Genomic DNA, 16,256 nt, shown 5'->3' on the forward strand with positions numbered 1-16,256 from the left:
CTTGGATCGGTTGTTGTTTTATGCGGTCTTCTCTTGGTATGTCGAAGTGAATAAATTACACATTCTTTTTCTTTTTGCAGTTGCCGTTGCAAGCCTCGGGCAAATCTCACTCAAGAAAGCAACTCTTGACGATGAACATTCACTGCTGAGGCAATATGCAAATCCACATGTCGTGTTGGGGTATTCTCTAATGCTCCTTTCAATGGGAATGGCGTCAATAGCGTACCGAGAAGTTTCTTTGAGAATAGCTCAAGCGCTCGACTCTTTGGGATTTGCGCTTGTTCCCATATTGAGCCATTTTTTCTTCAAAGAGAAACTCTCAACGCTGAAAATAGTCGGTTTTTTTCTCATTGCATCCGGCGTTCTGATTTTTGTTTCGTAAATTCGCGAGGTGGTGTCATTGAATGTACGCGCTCTTTTCAAAAATCTACGACAAGACGCGAATGGAATTTGGCGTTCAGCCAATAATACGGAGATTTCGTATCCGACCAGCGGAAATGACATCTGTTTTGACTTGGAAGACAGATCCTTCTGGTTCAGGCATCGCAACAATTGCATTGCCGAAACCGTTCACCGTTTTCCTCCTGAAGGGGAAATTCTGGATATCGGCGGCGGGAATGGCTTTGTGGCAAAACGGCTTATCGACGAAGGCTTTCCAACTATTCTGATTGAACCTGGTGCAAATGGCGCTAACAATGCAAAAACGCGACGTCTACTTCCCTATGTCATCTGTGCATCGCTTCAGGAAATAAATCTGCCAGACGCATCAGTTCCAGCTTTCGGCTGCTTCGATGTGCTTGAACACATTCGTGATGATGCGTCATTCCTAGAAGAGATCGCCCGGATTCTGAAGTCCAGCGGCATGCTTTATTTAACGGTTCCGGCAAGACAATCGCTTTGGTCCTCAAGTGATACATACGCTGGACATTTCAGAAGATATGATACAAATAATTTAAATTTATTGTTAAGAAGTAAATTTAAAATACTATATTCTACTTTTATTTTTGGCATTTTGGTCATTCCGCTTTTTTGTTTAAAAACAATACCATATAAATTAGATTATATAAAAAAAGAAAATATATTGTCAAATAGCGTTGAGCATGGAATAAATGGAGGTATTTTTATTAAAATTATTAGCAACTATTTGAATAATGAAGTTAAAATGATAGCTAAAAAGAGGGCAAAAAGATTTGGGACGAGTCTTCTTATTGCAGCTAAGAGATTTTAAATGAGCAGATTTTTAAAAATTTTATTTTATATTATTATTTTTTGCAGTTATATCATCCTCTTTGGGCATTATCGCCTGGAAGCCATTGATGACGCATGGAGCCTTTCCTTCGCATGGAATTATTTCCATGGAACAGCCACGGATCCTTCGTTTCGTTCAGATGCGACACAAATCCTTTTTGGAAAAACTCACGCCTTCATCTACTCAACGATTCTCGACGTAATCGGCTGGACGAGAGCCCATGCTCATCTTGTTTCTATCACACTTGCCGGGTTAGCCGTTTTTTTCTGGTGCAAGGTTCTCCATCATCTCGACTGGTCCTATAAGGACACAGCTCTTTTCGCGTTTCTTGCGCTACTTTTGGAACCGATCCTTGGTGCAGCAAACCTAACTCGCCCGGAAGCTTTGTGTTTCTTACTTCTCTCTGCAGCCATTTTCTTTTTCATGAAGAAACATTATTTCCTCGCGATCTTGCTCGCTTGCCTAGCTACGGAAACACATCCGATGGGAGTCATCGTATTCGTCTATTTTTTTGCATACGCACTTTCGTCATTCTCGGAATCAGATTGGAAACACGCGTTTTTGATCGGAAGTCCGGCTTTGGTGTTGGGCATTCTCTACTTCTTCTGGATCAATAACGCCTCACTTGAAAAGGTAATCGAGACAATCCAATGGGGCCGCCAGTTCGCGCCGTCGCCATTCGGAACATTTTCCGAATACTTCATTCATCGCGCGTATCATCGTCACGTTCCCGAACTCATCGTTCTCTTGGCATGCGCCACTCTCTTCATCAAACACAGGCTCTATGCGTCGCATCGCTTCCTCTCGTACGCGCTGATGTTGACGCTTGTCGCGTCCGTATTGATAAAGAGAAGCGATTATATCTACGTCATTTATTACTTTCCGCTTTTCATCATGATGATGCTGTCTGTCGCAAGGTTCTACAGAAAAGAAACCGCCTTAGCGATGTTTTTCGTCCTGTTGCTCGTTCCGCAATATCTTTTCCTCTGGTGGAAACAGGGCGGGTTCGACATGGACCAATATATCGCGAAGATCCGCCGGGCGGTTCCGGAAAACTCGATTCCGATCATCGGAAGCTCCAACAACTGGTTTGCGTTCATGCAGTCCGGACGCTTCATCGACTATGGCGCCGTCCTCTCACCGGAGTTCGTGGAGAAACACAACGCACTTTATGTCATCGAAGGGTATTATCCTCCGTATAACGCGGATCACAGAGCCGACACGGCGCTTGATATTCTGCAAAAACACTACAACCCGAGAGATTATGCCGTATCGTTCGATTATTTCGGGAAGACGATCTCAGTGAGGTTGCTTGAAAGGAAAAAACCGTGAAGAAAATCGTTCATCTGACATCCGCTCATCCGCCGTTCGATAAGCGTATCTTCGTAAAGGAATGCAGATCTCTCGCCGCCGCCGGTTATGAGGTGGTCTTCATTGCCCCTCACGAGCGAGACGAATCGGTCGACGACGTCACCATACGGCGGTTCGCTCCTCCCAAAGGACGAAAGGCCCGGTTCGTCCGGTCGCTCTGGGGAGCGTTTCGGGATGCTATGAGAGAAAAGGCCGACGCGTACCACTTCCACGATCCGGACCTTCTTCCGACGGGGTTTCTGCTGAAGCTGGCAGGAAAGAAAGTCATTTACGACCCACATGAAGACCATCCGGAGGATATTCTCTGGAAGGACTGGATTCCGATGCCGTTTCGCCATATAGCATCGTTCTGCGTCAGAACGCTCGAACGTATTGGCGGCGCCTGTTTCGACGCCGTTACCCCGGCAACGCCGCCGATCGCCCGCCGCTTTCCCTCACGGAAGACGACAGTCGTCCAGAATTTTCCACGACTCGAGGAATTCGATTTCCCCGAGTCTCCTTCCGAACCGAGGCAACACATGATATTATGCGCCGGCGTCATTTCGGTCAACCGCGGGATTCTTGAAACACTCGGCGCATTTGCGATCCTCAAGAAAGATTATCCTGACCTTGAACTCACGCTTGCCGGCAGCTTCGCTTCCCGAAACGAAGAATCGCTTGTGCGCGCACTCCCCGAATGGAGCGGCGTCACATATACAGGATGGGTTTCCCGGCAGGAAGTTGCCCGCATGATGCATCGGGCATCATGCGGTCTCGTCCTCTTCCACCCTGGCCCCAACCACACGGAAAGCTACCCCACCAAACTCTTCGAATTCATGGCGTCCGGCCTGCCGATCGTCGCTTCCAATTTTCCGCTCTGGAAGGAAATCATCGAAGGCAACACATGCGGCGTCACCGTCGATCCTCAAAGCGCTGAATCAGTCGCATCAGGCATCCGTTCGATTCTTGAAAAGCCAAGTTCCTCTATGGAAATGGGGAAAAACGGAATTACCGCTGCAAAAACGCGATACAACTGGGAAAACGAGGCGAAAAAAATCATATCGGTATATAAACGCCTTCTCGGATAACGGCTACCGCCGCAGGATGTCGACGATCCTTTCCGCAGCATGACCGTTTCCGTACAGTTCTCCTAAAAGCGCAACTTTTATCAAAGTCTCCAATACGCTTTCTTCAGGCGTTCTACAGTTCGTTATGGAGGCTTTCGCAGAACTCCAAGAAAACAGGACGGAAAAAGCAACGACATTTCTCTGCAACATTTTCGGGCTGAATGCGCTTCAGCATCGCTTGTCCTTGAACCTGTTTGGAATATGAGAAAGGATGTGCTTCGCTACAAATCTCGGGAAATATTTTTTGCAATTCCGTACTCAGTTTTACTGAACAGCCGCCTTCGTTTTTCCGAGGGAAACCAAAAAACTCAAGGTCTTCACCACTGACAAGAATACCGTGACGCGCGATCTCAACACGCACTCGCCGAGCGATATCGCGCGGGTATTCTCTGGCAAAGGAATTCTCCCAATCGGCGCACAACCACGTCTCAATCTCAGGAGACGCGATCAAGACAAAAAAAGGCCAAGCACAACTCGTCTCTTCGAAGATCCGCTTTTCTGTCTCATTAATCCAATTCTGAAAACAGCGACAATCTGAAAAACGGCAATCCCCGTCATCCACAAGTAGAATCGCGTCGTAAATCTCATTTTTCTCCATGGCTTTCCTGAGAGCGCAAAGCATCTCCGTTACGAGTCTTTCCCCGGATACCCCCGAGTGTTCCTGCACAGGAGCCGGCCGATCAAGTCCTTTTTTCGGCGCAGGCTTGCGCACGACAGGAAAAAGGCGGACACATGATATATCCGGTGCGATTCTCTCAACAAACTGCTGGATTCCGCCAACCTCGGTATAGCCGCCGGAGGCGAACAGGGCGATTCGACTCACCAAGGCCACCCTCCGAACGACGGATCGCCCACGCGGTAAAGATCCCCAAGCTCCCATCCGACGTTCAGACTTTCTTCCACATCCTTGGGAGAAAGTCTGTGAAAAGAAGCCGTCTCCGTCGGTGTTCCGATGAATAGTGCAGTCTCTCCGCTCCGGAAAGATTCCGTGAAAGCATCCAAAAAATCGGGCGAATGAGTGCTCAAAAATATCTGGTCAGCGCCCCTGGCTCGCAGGATCCAATGCGCCAAAACTCGCTGCCATGCCGGGTGAAGATTCAACTCCGGTTCATCGATGAAAAGCATCGCGAGCTTCTCCGGGTTCCACAAAAGCATGGCGAGGATCATTGCCTTTGTGGTTCCGTCCGACATTTCATGAAGAGAAAACTGCTCTCCGTCTTTGAAGAAGAGGCGCAAAGAGACACTCTTATCCGAAGGAAGAACGATTTTGAGTCCTTCAAGATGCGGAAGCACTTCGGCAAGAACATCCCTGTATACCCCGAAAAAATCATACTTGTTCTCCAGGTGATGTAACACCGCAACGAAGTCCGAGGCGTCACGAGAAATTCGGGACTCTCCAAGACGAAGCTTCGTTGCCTCTTTTGCAAAACGCAGATCAATCGCAGCGCTGGAAATAACAAAAGAATTCTGGAATAAATCCTTCGTAGCATCAAGCGATTTTTTGAAAAGGGGATAATACTCCTCCCGGAACTCCTTGGCCTCAAGCAATTGATCCGATTGACAAAGGATCAGGTCATCATCCCTTACGGGAAACGGCAGGCGCCGGATATCTCCCCGTATTGTGTCGCGAACGGTAAATAGAACGGTTCCTCTTTTCGCTTCGGTCCTTTGAAAAAACGAAAAAGGCTCCTGATGGCTTCCTTCCGGTTTCGCGTAACATAATTCTTCGTGAACTATGAGAGGAGCGATTGGTACGGATCCTCCTCCCAAAATCCGAAAAAGGAATGTATACTCCATGTTGGAATAATTTACCCCGGAGGAAAAACGCCAGCGCAGCGATATCTCGTCCTGAGAAGAGGTTCCTCTTCGTAAAAGTTCGCTTCCTCCATTTTTATCGATCTCGGCCAGAAGGGCGCTTCCTTTCGTCTGTGGCGAAAGGATATTTGCAAGAAAGCATAGAGCACGGAAAAGATTCGATTTGCCGGAGTTGTTTGGCCCCACGAAGATGTTTACTTTCGCGAATTCGAACTCACACTTGCGCAAATTCCTGAAATTATTCACACTGAAATACGAGAGCATAATGTTCTTCACCTCGCTAAACAAAACTCTGCGAACAGAAGAATTTCGAGGATCACATCCTATACGATACCAGTATTGGCTACGAATTCGTCCATATATAATAAGTTGACATTATAAAGGATTTCGTGAATACCGGCTACCGCCGCAGGATGTCGACGATCCTTTCCGCAGCATAACCGTTTCCGTACAGCTCACCCGGAAGCGCAGCGTCCTCAAGGACTCGTTCCGCAGCGCGAAGCATATCCGCTTCACCCGGCCCGCAGAGTACGTTCCATCCGGCCTCCACTAGTTCGCGCCATCCCGTATCGGGCATGACGATGATCGCGCGCTTTCCTGCGAAATACGTCTCTTTCTGAAAGCCGCCGCTGTCCGTCACCGCGAAACGACACGCGCCCGCAAGGGACTGGAGATCCAGATATCCCAGAGGATCGCACAGACGCAACGGCACCACGAGATCGTCCAGCCCGAACTCGGAGACGCGTTTCCGCGTCCTCGGATGGATCGGGAACAGAACTTCGCACCCCGTCCTCTCCCTGATCGCACGGATCCCTTTCAATATACCTGAAAGCGGTGTCTCGTCATCGACGTTGAAATCCCGGTGGAGCGTACAGAGCACGAAATTCTCGTATTCAAGCCCGAAGCGCTCGCAGGCGCCACGCGGATCGAAACGCGGAGTCATCATCCGGTACAGGTCGTACATCACATCGCCGATAACATGAACGCCGTCGACGATGCCTTCGCGTGCGAGATTCGCCGCAGCGCCCTCGGAACAGCAGAAGAGACGCGCCGAAATGTGATCCGTCACCACCCTGTTGATCTCCTCGGGCATGTCTTTCGGTCTCTGCCGTATGCCCGCCTCGACATGCGCGACAGGAATTCTCAACTTCGCCGCGGCGAGCGCCCCGGCAACGGTAGTATTCGTGTCGCCGTACACGAGCAGAAGATCCGGGCGTTCGGAAGCGAGAACATCTTCGATCCTCACGAGCGCCTCAGCCGTCTGCTTCGCGTGGGACCCGGACCCCACACCCAGAAAATAGTCGGGCTTCGGCATTCCGAGTTCGTTGAAAAAAACGTCGGACATCATCGCGTCGTAGTGCTGCCCGGAATGCACCAAAACATGCCGCCACGCGCCTGCGCTGCGGACGACCGCCCCGAGAACGGCTTCCTTGATGAACTGAGGACGGGCGCCGACGAGGGAAAGGACCTTCATCCCACTACGCTCCAATTTTGCGGTACACAGCGCGCAAAGCTTTATACCACCATTTTTCATTAACATCATTTCTAGGGTAATCCCAGTATGACTTCGGAGGTAGATTCATGACGTCATCGAATTCACTTTCCGAAAGACCGAATTTCTTGATCGCGTATTCCCTGTCCGCAAGCTGCAAATCCTCCGGATAGGTCGGGTTCGGAAGCTCCCGCAGCGCTTCCGAACGCTCCATTTGCCCGGAACAGATCAACGAGGAAAAATGAACGCGTCGTTTATCGAATCCGAACTTCCTGGGCAAGATATACCCTTGAAAAAAACGGGTATACACGGATTCGTAATGCTTTCCTCCGTAATATCGCCAACCGACCTCTTGTTCCAGTTCTTTCATGGCGAGTTGCTTGTCATAGTCAATATAATTGAGGATATCCACAATGGAAAGCCTGCCCGTTCCGCGCCACCACAAAATTTCACCCTGCGTCACGTGCGGAAACGTCGAGAGTGGAATCGTTCCGAATCTGTCATGGATCGCCCTGATATACGTCCAGTCGAAATGCCCCGCGGACCACTTTCTCGGGAGATGGGTTTCCGTCTTGTAATTCCAGCCGGTCACAAGGTACTTGATTTTTTTCTCGACCGTAAAGCGATACATCAGCGCAACGATCGCGTGATCGCTCGGAATCTCGGAGTCGGGCGTGGAGGCCTTGAGAAACGCGAGCTGAAGATCTTTGAACTCATTCCAGTCAATTACGTGGGTATACAAGTCGATTCCAAGTCTGGAAACCAGATTGTGAATATTTGAGACAGCCAGTTCCGAGTTCCAGCCGTTGTCAAGGTGAACAGCAAGACACCGCACACCGTTCCTCGCGAGAGTGTAGGCGACATACGAGCTATCCACGCCGCCGCTCAGGCCGATGACGCAATCGTATTCACACCCCCGGCCGTGACGGCGGAGCATCTCGATTATGGAGCGAAAGCGCCTGCTCCTTTCCTCTTCAGGCCAGGAATACCTTCGCGCGAGGTCATCTCTACTGTGGCAATGGCAACAGACGCCGTTTTCGTCGAACACAATGTCCGGATCCGACGTGTCCATGACACATCGGCTGCATATGGCATACGAACGATTCTCGGTCATTCGCCCAACCCTTCCCGAATCAGATCTTCGTCCTCAGGATAATTGATCAATACGGCATGCAGTTTTCCATAAAAAACGAACATACTTCCGGCCGCAGCCGCCGACGCACCTCCCTGAAGCACAACCGCGGCAAGATCGGAACACGAAGAAGCCCCTCCCAGCGCAACCACCGGCACTTCGACCGCCTCAGCGACGCTTTTGATCAATGGGATATCGTATCCTTGCATCATTCCGTCCCGATCGACGGAGTTCACGATCAGTTCGCCGGCGCCGAGAGACGCCATCCGCAACGCATACGATACGGGATCATGCTTCGTTTTTCGCGTTCCTCCATGCGTGACGACGCCATATCCACCAAGAAACGACCGCTTGACGTCGATCGAGACGACAATCGTGGAACTTCCGAACGCGTCCGAAGCTTCGCGGACGAAGTCGGGACACTCGGCCGCATACGAGTTGATCACGACCTTTTCAACACCGAGAGAAAGAAGACGACGAATGCTTTCGATGTCGCGAATCCCTCCGCCATACGCAAGGGGCATGAAACATTCCCCGGCAATCCGTTCGACAACGTCGAACGACGGCGGACGATTGTTTTTCGTCGCATCGATGTCGAGAAAGACCAGTTCATGGCATTCCTTTTCGTTGAAGATCTTCACGGCGTTAATCGGATCGCCGACATAACGGGCTTCTCCGAAACGCTTCGTCTTGACCAGACCGCCATCCCGGAGAAGCAGGCACGGTATGATGCGCGTTCCTATCATGACTGAACCATCCTGCAAAAGTTTTCCAAAAGCCGTTTTCCATACCGGAGACTCTTCTCCGGATGAAACTGAACGCCGTAGATATTCCTGTGTGCGAAGGCGGCGACAAACTCGCACCCATAGCGACATGTAGCCGCGATGTCGTTCTCGTCGGCGCAAACGACATGGTATGAGTGCACAAAATAAAACTTTTGTTTCTCGTCGGAGACTATCAACTGGTTTTCCTTCTTCGCGGAGACGGGACTCCACCCCATATGAGGAATCTTGAGCCGCGCCTCCGGAGGAAAATGAAATTTCCTCACATCTGCGTTCAGCCATCCAAGACCGGGGAGAGTTCCCTCTTCACTCTTTTTTGCCATCAGTTGCATTCCGAGGCAGATACCTAATACAGGCGTCCCTCGCGACAGAACCGCATCGTTGAGAACATCCACCAGGTCTCGGGAGCGCAACGCCTCCATTCCCGTGTCAAAAGCCCCGACTCCCGGAAGGATGAGTGCCCTCGCTTCGGCGATCTCTTCAGAATCGCCCGATATGCGACACGCGCCGCCACCATGACGGATCATGTTCGAAACCGAGTTCAGGTTGCCAATACCGTAGTCGACTATCACAATCATTCGCATGCAGCTCTCTTTGCAACAGTTTTTATAGCAGAATTCTCTTCAGGATCGTGCTCATTTTGTTTTTTTCTTTCTCAAAGCAAAGTTCTTTAGCAGCCCTATCACTATTATTTTTGTATTTGTCTATGTCTGCCGCCGAAAGCGAATTCAGGCTCTTCGCCATAGCATGTACAGAGAATTCCCCCGCAATCACACCGCATCCATACTCTTTCACCAGTTCAGCCATATCGGGAGACGGCCCTATCGCGATCATCAACCTTGCCTGGATATATTCGAAAAGTTTGTTTGGAAGGCAGTGTGCAATATTGAATCCAGTGGGTTCATAATAAAAAAAGCCGACATCGTACTGACCAATGGTCGGGATAATCTCCTCGATAGGCACGGGATCTCGAAAGGCAACTCTCTTCATTGAAGAGGCCTTCCGTCGAAGTTCCTGCTGATATCGAAGGTTTCCCGTCAGGATAAGGTCCAGCGAGAACCTATCATCCAGCAACGAAACAATTTCGATCAGGTTCTCGATGCGCCGGTTTCTGTTCGCCGCTCCGTGATAGACCATCCGGATTCTTTCAGGATCAGTAGGGTGGACGGGATGGTCAACATACAAGGGAGTGCTTCTGTATACTTCCGCGTCAACGCCAAACTCTTTCAAGAATTCCCGCCGCAACCCCTCCGACACAGTGACAACCGCATCGCATTGCGGGAGATAATCACGACAGAGCTGCACACGTCGCGGTTTCTCGAACAGATCGAACCAGAGATCTCCCTCGTTCTGACGAGGATAATACTCTCGTGCATCAAACAGGATTTTGCCGTCGCCTCTGACTTCAAACGCAAGCGGTAAAAGCTGAAGATCCTCCACAATCAGAATGTCGAATCTCTGGCCGGCAAGAGCCGTTTTCGCTCCCGTCAGGCCGAAGCGTTTCTTCTCGCAGAACACCCGCTCCCTTTCGGAAGGCATCAGTATTCCCACGATTCCCCACAACCTCCGCAGAATTTTATGGAGAACGGAAGAAGAGGGAGAAAGGAGAGGATAGTACGAATGTAAAGCAAATGTCCTTCCAGTCGGATACCCCATCACGGAAACGTCGAATCCCAACTGCGTGCACAACTCAACAGCCCTGCGCGGGCGAGGATCACCGTCGGGGTCTGAAAGGCACATGACAAGGACTTTCACTGGGATGTCGCTTCTTTTCATCAGGAAGCTCCTTTCCATAAGCTATTTTCCCGAAAAGAGCCTCATCATTCTCTTTACGCGTGAGCCCCATTTTTTTAGATTTCTATTCGTCGGCAAGTTTTCTGCAACTTGGGGAGAGTGTATCAATCTGTCAAACTCGTCCCGTGATATTCGAAGTTTGTTCAATACAAAATCCTTGTCATTCTCCAATTGATCTTGTGGATAAATCGGCTTTTCCATTTCCGCAAGCGCCTCATCTCTTGTCATCTCACCGGAAACGATAAGGCTTGAAAGATGGGCCTTACGTTTATCGTAGTCGAAGCGGACAGGAAGATAGTATCCTTGAAAAAACTTGGTGAAACGAGACTCCCAGTGTTTCGCTCCATAGTAGCGCCAACCGTATTTTTTTTCCAATTCTTGTATAGCTTCGTTTTTTTTATAATTAATATAATTTAAAGGTCTTATTACATTCATATTACGAATGTATGGGTAGTAGATATAATATTCCCAAAAACTCACAACGGGATAATTCTTCGGAATGCCTTCCCCGAAACGACGTAAAACTGCACGCAGATACGAAGCATCCATCGCATCATATCCCCATGCCGATGGAAGAATGCTCTCCGTTGCGAAATTTGATCCATGAAAGACATAGCGAACATTATTTTTCACCGCATAGCGGTAAAGTGCGGCAAAAAAAGCATGGTCCTGCGGAATATCCTGATTTTCCACTCCAGAACGCAAAAAGGCCACTTGAACATTTCGCATCGCTTCCCAATCGATGACGATGGTATGCAAATCGATATCCAATTTTTTACAGAGGACTTCGATGTTTTTTACGGCGAGTTCCGAGTTCCATCCGGCGTCAACGTGAACCGCAAGAGGACGAAGGCCCCACTCTTTTATCTTGCAGAGCAAATACGAGCTATCGACGCCTCCGCTGAGTCCTATAATGCCGTCATATTGCTTTCCCTTGCCTTCGTTCCTAATTCTTCGGATAGATTCATCAAGGGTTCGTTTCCCCTCCTCGTTCGGCAGCCAAAGAACTCCTTTTATGGTTTCGAAGAAGCGTCTGCAGTGATTACAATACCCCCTCTCGTCAAACGTAATATTGCGGTCGGTTGTATCCATGATGCAACGGGTACAAATTTGATAATTAATATTCATATTATCTCTCCAATTTCTAACCCTATAGTTATATAAACGTTTTTAATAGTATATAAATACATATTATTTTACAGCATTATTATATAATTCCACCCAGCTAGATATGTTTTTTTTCCAGCTAGACAAATTCCATATTTCTTTTTTATTTTTTTTACATTGTTCGCAATATATATCGTTATGAATTATAGCATTCAAAATAGTATTTTCTAATTCATATTTATTATTTATTTTTAAAAAAAATACACCACTTTTTTCTAGTTTTTCATAAGGCAACCAAGATCCAGTTATAACTAAAGCACCAGCATACAAATATTCTTGCATAGTGCCGGAAAATTGGTCATTTTCTTGAATTTGTATTGCTATATCAACAGACATTTTTATTAATGCGTTATCTATCTCAGATAAGAACTTATCATAAATACGATACTTTATATCGCTTTTCATCAAAGTATCTTTTATTTTTTCTTTATATTTGTTATTTGTACCATAAGTCATTTGCAATAATAAAAATATATTTTTTGAAATATTTTTTTTTATATTATTTATACTTTCTATAATAATCTCGTGATTTTGAGATTCATATCCATTTGTTCCAACTGCAATAATAATACTATTTAAAGGCAAGTTCATTTTGTTTCTAATTTTTTCAGCACTTATTTTTGTACCAGAAATTATATCTAAAGCAGAAAGCCCAAATCTACAAATTTTAACTTTTTCGTAATATTTTCCGTAATATTTACAAAAATCCTGCGACGTTTTTTCATTACTAAATGTAACATTTTTAGATATATCAAATATATTTTTTTGTAAATATTTAGATATTTTTGTAGATTTATAAAATTCGCTACCATAAATAGTAGAAATTATGTTCTCTTTATTTAACTCTTTCTTTGCAACAAAAAAATAAGGATTAACGCCTAAAATATGTATCAAGTCGTATTTTTTTTTATTTAATATATACCCTATATTTTTTTTAATTTCACTTATATTATAAATCATTCTTATTTTTGGTATTTTATATACTAATTTATTTTTATTAATAGTAAATAAGTCAAACTTTGACTTATTTACATTTGATTCTACAAGAGAAAATATTGAAAAATCATAATCATTTATATTATTTTGAATATTTTCTATTAACTTTAATAAAAAAATATCATTTACGTTTCCTAAATACAATACATTCATTTTTTTCTCCAATTTACAGTCATATTTCTTTAATTTTTTTTGCTGGCACCCCTGCAACAAGAGTTCTAGCGTTAACATTTTTTGTAACAACAGCACCAGCAGCAATAATAGACTCATCTTCTATTTTTATATTTTGGATAATTACCGCTCCAGTTCCAATATGTACTTTACACCCCACCACAACAGATCCAGATAAAACAACTCCAGGCGATATATGAGAATGGTCATTTATTATACAGTCATGATCAATCAATGCTCCGTTGTTTATTATTACATTTTCGCCAACTTCGCAACCTGTTTGAATTACTGCTTTCGCCATAACAACAGATCCATTGCCTATAGTTACAGAATTAGAAACATACGAAGTTCTATGTACTAATTTTAAAAAACTATACCCCCTACTTTTAAATTTATTATATAAAATTTCTCTTTTGTCATTATTTTTAATTCCGCCAACTCCATTTACCAAATAAACCTTCTCTACATCAATATTAAAAACTTCTTCGTCTGGCCCTATAACATGGACACCTTCTACTTTCTTACCCCAGTAATTTATATTTGAATCAACAAAATACAATATTTTACATCCTAAATCGTTCAATAAATCTAAAACTACTCGTCCATGCCCTCCGGCTCCTAAAATAATAAACGGTCTATCTATATATTTATTTTTCATCATACTCACAAACAATAACCATTTTTTATTTTATTATTTATATACCATTCTATTGTCAATCTCAATCCTTGATCTAATTTATATTTAGGCAACCACCCGTATCTATGCTTAGCTTTATCTATATTACAAAGCAATCTTTCTACTTCGCTCTTTATTGGACGTAATCTTATTTCATCTGTTTCTATATTTATTTTTTTATCCATTATTAAAGAAATTTTTTTAGCTATTTCTATGATAGAATACTCTTCCCCGTACCCAATATTTACAATTTCGCCTATACTATTTTTATTTAAACCTATTTTTATAAATCCATCGCACGTATTAAGAACAAAATTCATATCTCTTTTGCAATTAACATTTCCCAATTTGATATTACCGCCATTATTTAATTGCGTTATTATATTTGGGATTACTGCTCTACAAGATTGCCTTGGCCCAAATGTATTGAAAGGTCGTATTATAGATACTGGCAAATCAAATGATCTATAATATGATAAAGCTAATTGATCCGCCGACGATTTAGTAGCAGCATATGGCGATTGAGGATTTATAGGATGGACTTCATCCATCGGAATATATTGTGCCGTACCATATATTTCACTTGTTGAAGTATGAATTACATGCGAAACATTAGCTTCTAATGAAGACTGCAAAATATTATACGTGCCTTCTACATTAGTCTTTATATATGCTAATGGAGAAACGTACGAATATGGTATGCCAATTAAGGCAGCTAAGTGAAAAACTACATCTATTTTATCCATAGACTTTTTTACAGAATCAAAGTCTCGTATATCTCCATAATATATATCTAAGCTGTTTTCACATTTTAAATATTTTAAACAGCCCATATCGCTACTAGAATTATATCTAATAAAAGCTCTTACGTCATAGCCATTTTCTACTAATTGTTCAACCAAGTGAGATCCTATAAATCCACCAGCCCCAGTAACAAGTATTTTCAAAACTACACCCCGCTTTTTTCATTTAAAGAATAATAATCTTCAATTCTTCCTACATCTTGCCATTCACCATCATGAATGTATACCATAATTTTCATACCGTCATTTTGTAATGCACTCCAAATTTCAGGCATATCACAGTAAGTACCTTTAATTATCTTATTTTTAATATATGGAATTAACTTTTTAGATATTGCGTATACACCGCCATTAATTAAGTATTCCTCACACGGTTTCTCTTTCCAGGTTTGCAGCTCGCTATTTTTATTTATTTCCAGAACTCCAAAATCAATTAACATTTTTTTTCTTATTCCAGTAATTACAAAATCACATTTTTTTAATAAATTATAAATATTATAGTAATTTATATCTGAAATTATGTCAGCATTTGTTAATAAAAGGTCTCCATCAAAATCATCAGGTAAATATGCCAAAGAACCAGCCGTTCCACTTTTATCCTCTTCTTCTATATAAAATATATTTACTCCGTATCTAAGTCCATCTCTTAAGAAATTTTTGATTAATTCTTTTTTATAATTTACAGATATAAATATATTTTTTATATCATGTCTTTTTATTTGATCTATAATAAATTCTACTATAGGTTTATCACCAACAGGCAATAAAGGTTTAGGGATAGAATAAGTTAAAGGTTGTAATCTTTTCCCTTGCCCACCAGCTATTATAAAAGCATATTCAAACATCATACTCCGCTCCTGCCACGCAACCATTGATAAGTTAATTCAAGCCCCTTACAAAGACTTATTTTAGGATTCCAATTAAATTTATAATTAAAATTATTCATTTCTGCAATTGCTTTATCATAATCAAATTCTTTTCTTAATTTATTTATATCAAAAATAGTTTTTGTTGATATTCCTGTAATTTTTTTTATTAATTCAACTAATTCTTTTATTTTTATTCCATCTCCAGTGCCTGCATCATAAATAGAGCAAATATCATTCTCATCGCTATTTAATAACAAAAACAATATATCTACAAAATCTTCTATAAAAATAAAATCTCTTACCTTTTCCACATCACCGACATTTAAAATTTCATTTTTTATAATTTGATTTATTATAGATGGTATTATATAAAATTCTTCTTGACCTGGTCCGTATACATTAAATGCTCTTAATATTATTGCTGCAACATTATATTTAAAAGAAATATATGAAAGAAATTTTTCTACAATTATATTTTTTGTTCCCACAATATTTTTGGGATTGTTATCTATTTTTTTATTTTCACTATATACATTATACGATGATATATACAATATTTTATTTATTTTATTTATTTCTATTAAAATTTGCACTTTATCCAAAAGGGCTCCTAGTTCATAAAAATTATTTATATAATCAGTTGTAAAAATAAAATTAATTTTATTATTGCAATCTTTATAAATATCCATTGGTATATTTTTATAAAAAATTGATTTTTTTTCTTTTTTATTTATATAAGGTATCATCCAGTTTTCTATCCCACAAAAGTAAAAATCCATATTTATCACCTACTGCTATTTTATTTGGATCATTTTTTTATTTTTATAAAAAAT

17 protein-coding genes are annotated in these 16,256 nt (G+C 43.2%); 4 read left to right on the forward strand and 13 right to left on the reverse strand.

Features of this window, described 5'->3' with window-relative positions:
• The first annotated feature begins 1 nt into the window (after position 1).
• Genes ACZ5IU_RS00935 through ACZ5IU_RS00950 form a run of 4 tightly spaced genes read left to right on the forward strand, consistent with a single transcriptional unit; the run spans position 2 to position 3,687 of the window.
• Positions 2–382 carry a DMT family transporter gene (locus tag ACZ5IU_RS00935; RefSeq protein ID WP_464419603.1) on the forward strand — a complete coding sequence of 127 codons (381 nt, stop codon included), beginning with the start codon at positions 2–4 and terminating at the stop codon, positions 380–382.
• A gap of 18 nt (positions 383–400) precedes the next feature.
• Positions 401–1,228, forward strand: a complete 828-nt coding sequence (locus ACZ5IU_RS00940) for a class I SAM-dependent methyltransferase (RefSeq protein WP_464419605.1) — start codon at positions 401–403, stop codon at positions 1,226–1,228.
• Positions 1,229–2,581 carry a hypothetical protein gene (locus ACZ5IU_RS00945; RefSeq protein WP_464419607.1) on the forward strand — a complete coding sequence of 451 codons (1,353 nt, stop codon included), beginning with the start codon at positions 1,229–1,231 and terminating at the stop codon, positions 2,579–2,581.
• Entirely contained in the window at positions 2,578–3,687 is a 1,110-nt protein-coding gene (locus ACZ5IU_RS00950; RefSeq protein WP_464419609.1) for a glycosyltransferase family 4 protein, read from the forward strand. The genes ACZ5IU_RS00945 and ACZ5IU_RS00950 overlap by 4 nt, the downstream gene beginning before the upstream one ends.
• A 112-nt stretch (positions 3,688–3,799) precedes the next feature.
• Here ACZ5IU_RS00950 and ACZ5IU_RS00955 read toward each other — a convergent pair whose 3' ends face one another.
• The 13 genes from ACZ5IU_RS00955 to ACZ5IU_RS01015 all read right to left on the reverse strand — a co-directional run bounded on the left by ACZ5IU_RS00955 (position 3,800) and on the right by ACZ5IU_RS01015 (position 16,202).
• Positions 3,800–4,549, reverse strand: coding sequence for a DUF4276 family protein (locus tag ACZ5IU_RS00955; protein WP_464419611.1), 750 nt, complete (start codon positions 4,547–4,549; stop codon positions 3,800–3,802).
• A complete protein-coding gene (locus ACZ5IU_RS00960) occupies positions 4,546–5,805 on the reverse strand; it encodes an AAA family ATPase (RefSeq protein WP_464419613.1) in 1,260 nt (419 codons plus the stop codon). The genes ACZ5IU_RS00955 and ACZ5IU_RS00960 overlap by 4 nt, the downstream gene beginning before the upstream one ends.
• A 136-nt stretch (positions 5,806–5,941) precedes the next feature.
• The gene (gene wecB, locus ACZ5IU_RS00965; protein WP_464419615.1) at positions 5,942–7,015 is read right to left on the reverse strand and encodes a non-hydrolyzing UDP-N-acetylglucosamine 2-epimerase; all 1,074 of its coding nucleotides are present in this window, start codon (positions 7,013–7,015) and stop codon (positions 5,942–5,944) included.
• A 4-nt stretch (positions 7,016–7,019) separates the two neighbouring features.
• On the reverse strand, positions 7,020–8,147 hold the full coding sequence (locus tag ACZ5IU_RS00970; RefSeq protein WP_464419617.1) for an N-acetyl sugar amidotransferase: 1,128 nt from the start codon (positions 8,145–8,147) through the stop codon (positions 7,020–7,022).
• Positions 8,144–8,911, reverse strand: a complete 768-nt coding sequence (locus ACZ5IU_RS00975) for an AglZ/HisF2 family acetamidino modification protein (protein WP_464419619.1) — start codon at positions 8,909–8,911, stop codon at positions 8,144–8,146. Before ACZ5IU_RS00975 ends, ACZ5IU_RS00970 begins: the two co-directional genes overlap by 4 nt.
• Positions 8,908–9,525 (reverse strand): imidazole glycerol phosphate synthase subunit HisH, encoded by a 618-nt coding sequence (gene hisH / locus ACZ5IU_RS00980; protein WP_464419621.1) that lies wholly within the window; start codon positions 9,523–9,525, stop codon positions 8,908–8,910. Before hisH ends, ACZ5IU_RS00975 begins: the two co-directional genes overlap by 4 nt.
• A gap of 28 nt (positions 9,526–9,553) precedes the next feature.
• On the reverse strand, positions 9,554–10,723 hold the full coding sequence (locus tag ACZ5IU_RS00985) for a glycosyltransferase family protein (protein WP_464419623.1): 1,170 nt from the start codon (positions 10,721–10,723) through the stop codon (positions 9,554–9,556).
• A 21-nt stretch (positions 10,724–10,744) separates the two neighbouring features.
• Complete coding sequence (locus tag ACZ5IU_RS00990) at positions 10,745–11,869, reverse strand: N-acetyl sugar amidotransferase (protein ID WP_464419625.1); 1,125 nt, start codon at positions 11,867–11,869, stop codon at positions 10,745–10,747.
• A 63-nt stretch (positions 11,870–11,932) separates the two neighbouring features.
• Entirely contained in the window at positions 11,933–13,153 is a 1,221-nt protein-coding gene (locus tag ACZ5IU_RS00995; RefSeq protein ID WP_464421778.1) for a glycosyltransferase, read from the reverse strand.
• Entirely contained in the window at positions 13,077–13,736 is a 660-nt protein-coding gene (locus ACZ5IU_RS01000; protein ID WP_464421781.1) for an acetyltransferase, read from the reverse strand. Before ACZ5IU_RS01000 ends, ACZ5IU_RS00995 begins: the two co-directional genes overlap by 77 nt.
• A 2-nt stretch (positions 13,737–13,738) precedes the next feature.
• Positions 13,739–14,698, reverse strand: coding sequence for a GDP-mannose 4,6-dehydratase (locus tag ACZ5IU_RS01005; RefSeq protein ID WP_464419627.1), 960 nt, complete (start codon positions 14,696–14,698; stop codon positions 13,739–13,741).
• Positions 14,699–14,700: 2 nt separating this feature from the next.
• A complete protein-coding gene (locus ACZ5IU_RS01010; RefSeq protein WP_464419629.1) occupies positions 14,701–15,402 on the reverse strand; it encodes a sugar phosphate nucleotidyltransferase in 702 nt (233 codons plus the stop codon).
• Positions 15,399–16,202: an NAD-dependent epimerase/dehydratase family protein gene (locus tag ACZ5IU_RS01015; RefSeq protein WP_464419631.1), complete on the reverse strand. Its 804-nt coding sequence runs from the start codon at positions 16,200–16,202 to the stop codon at positions 15,399–15,401. The genes ACZ5IU_RS01010 and ACZ5IU_RS01015 overlap by 4 nt, the downstream gene beginning before the upstream one ends.
• Positions 16,203–16,256 lie beyond the last annotated feature (54 nt).

The organism is Lactivibrio alcoholicus, assembly GCF_055390895.1.

Excerpts from the sequence above, each read along its gene's own strand:
- ACZ5IU_RS00945 (WP_464419607.1), top strand. The coding sequence starts at position 1,229 with ATGAGCAGATTTTTAAAAATTTTATTTTATATTATTATTTTTTGCAGT.
- ACZ5IU_RS00960 (WP_464419613.1), bottom strand. The coding sequence starts at position 5,805 with ATGCTCTCGTATTTCAGTGTGAATAATTTCAGGAATTTGCGCAAGTGT.
- wecB (WP_464419615.1), bottom strand. The coding sequence starts at position 7,015 with ATGAAGGTCCTTTCCCTCGTCGGCGCCCGTCCTCAGTTCATCAAGGAA.
- ACZ5IU_RS00970 (WP_464419617.1), bottom strand. The coding sequence starts at position 8,147 with ATGACCGAGAATCGTTCGTATGCCATATGCAGCCGATGTGTCATGGAC.
- ACZ5IU_RS00975 (WP_464419619.1), bottom strand. The coding sequence starts at position 8,911 with ATGATAGGAACGCGCATCATACCGTGCCTGCTTCTCCGGGATGGCGGT.
- hisH (WP_464419621.1), bottom strand. The coding sequence starts at position 9,525 with ATGATTGTGATAGTCGACTACGGTATTGGCAACCTGAACTCGGTTTCG.
- ACZ5IU_RS00985 (WP_464419623.1), bottom strand. The coding sequence starts at position 10,723 with ATGAAAAGAAGCGACATCCCAGTGAAAGTCCTTGTCATGTGCCTTTCA.
- ACZ5IU_RS00990 (WP_464419625.1), bottom strand. The coding sequence starts at position 11,869 with ATGAATATTAATTATCAAATTTGTACCCGTTGCATCATGGATACAACC.
- ACZ5IU_RS01000 (WP_464421781.1), bottom strand. The coding sequence starts at position 13,736 with ATGATGAAAAATAAATATATAGATAGACCGTTTATTATTTTAGGAGCC.
- ACZ5IU_RS01010 (WP_464419629.1), bottom strand. The coding sequence starts at position 15,402 with ATGATGTTTGAATATGCTTTTATAATAGCTGGTGGGCAAGGGAAAAGA.
- ACZ5IU_RS01015 (WP_464419631.1), bottom strand. The coding sequence starts at position 16,202 with ATGGATTTTTACTTTTGTGGGATAGAAAACTGGATGATACCTTATATA.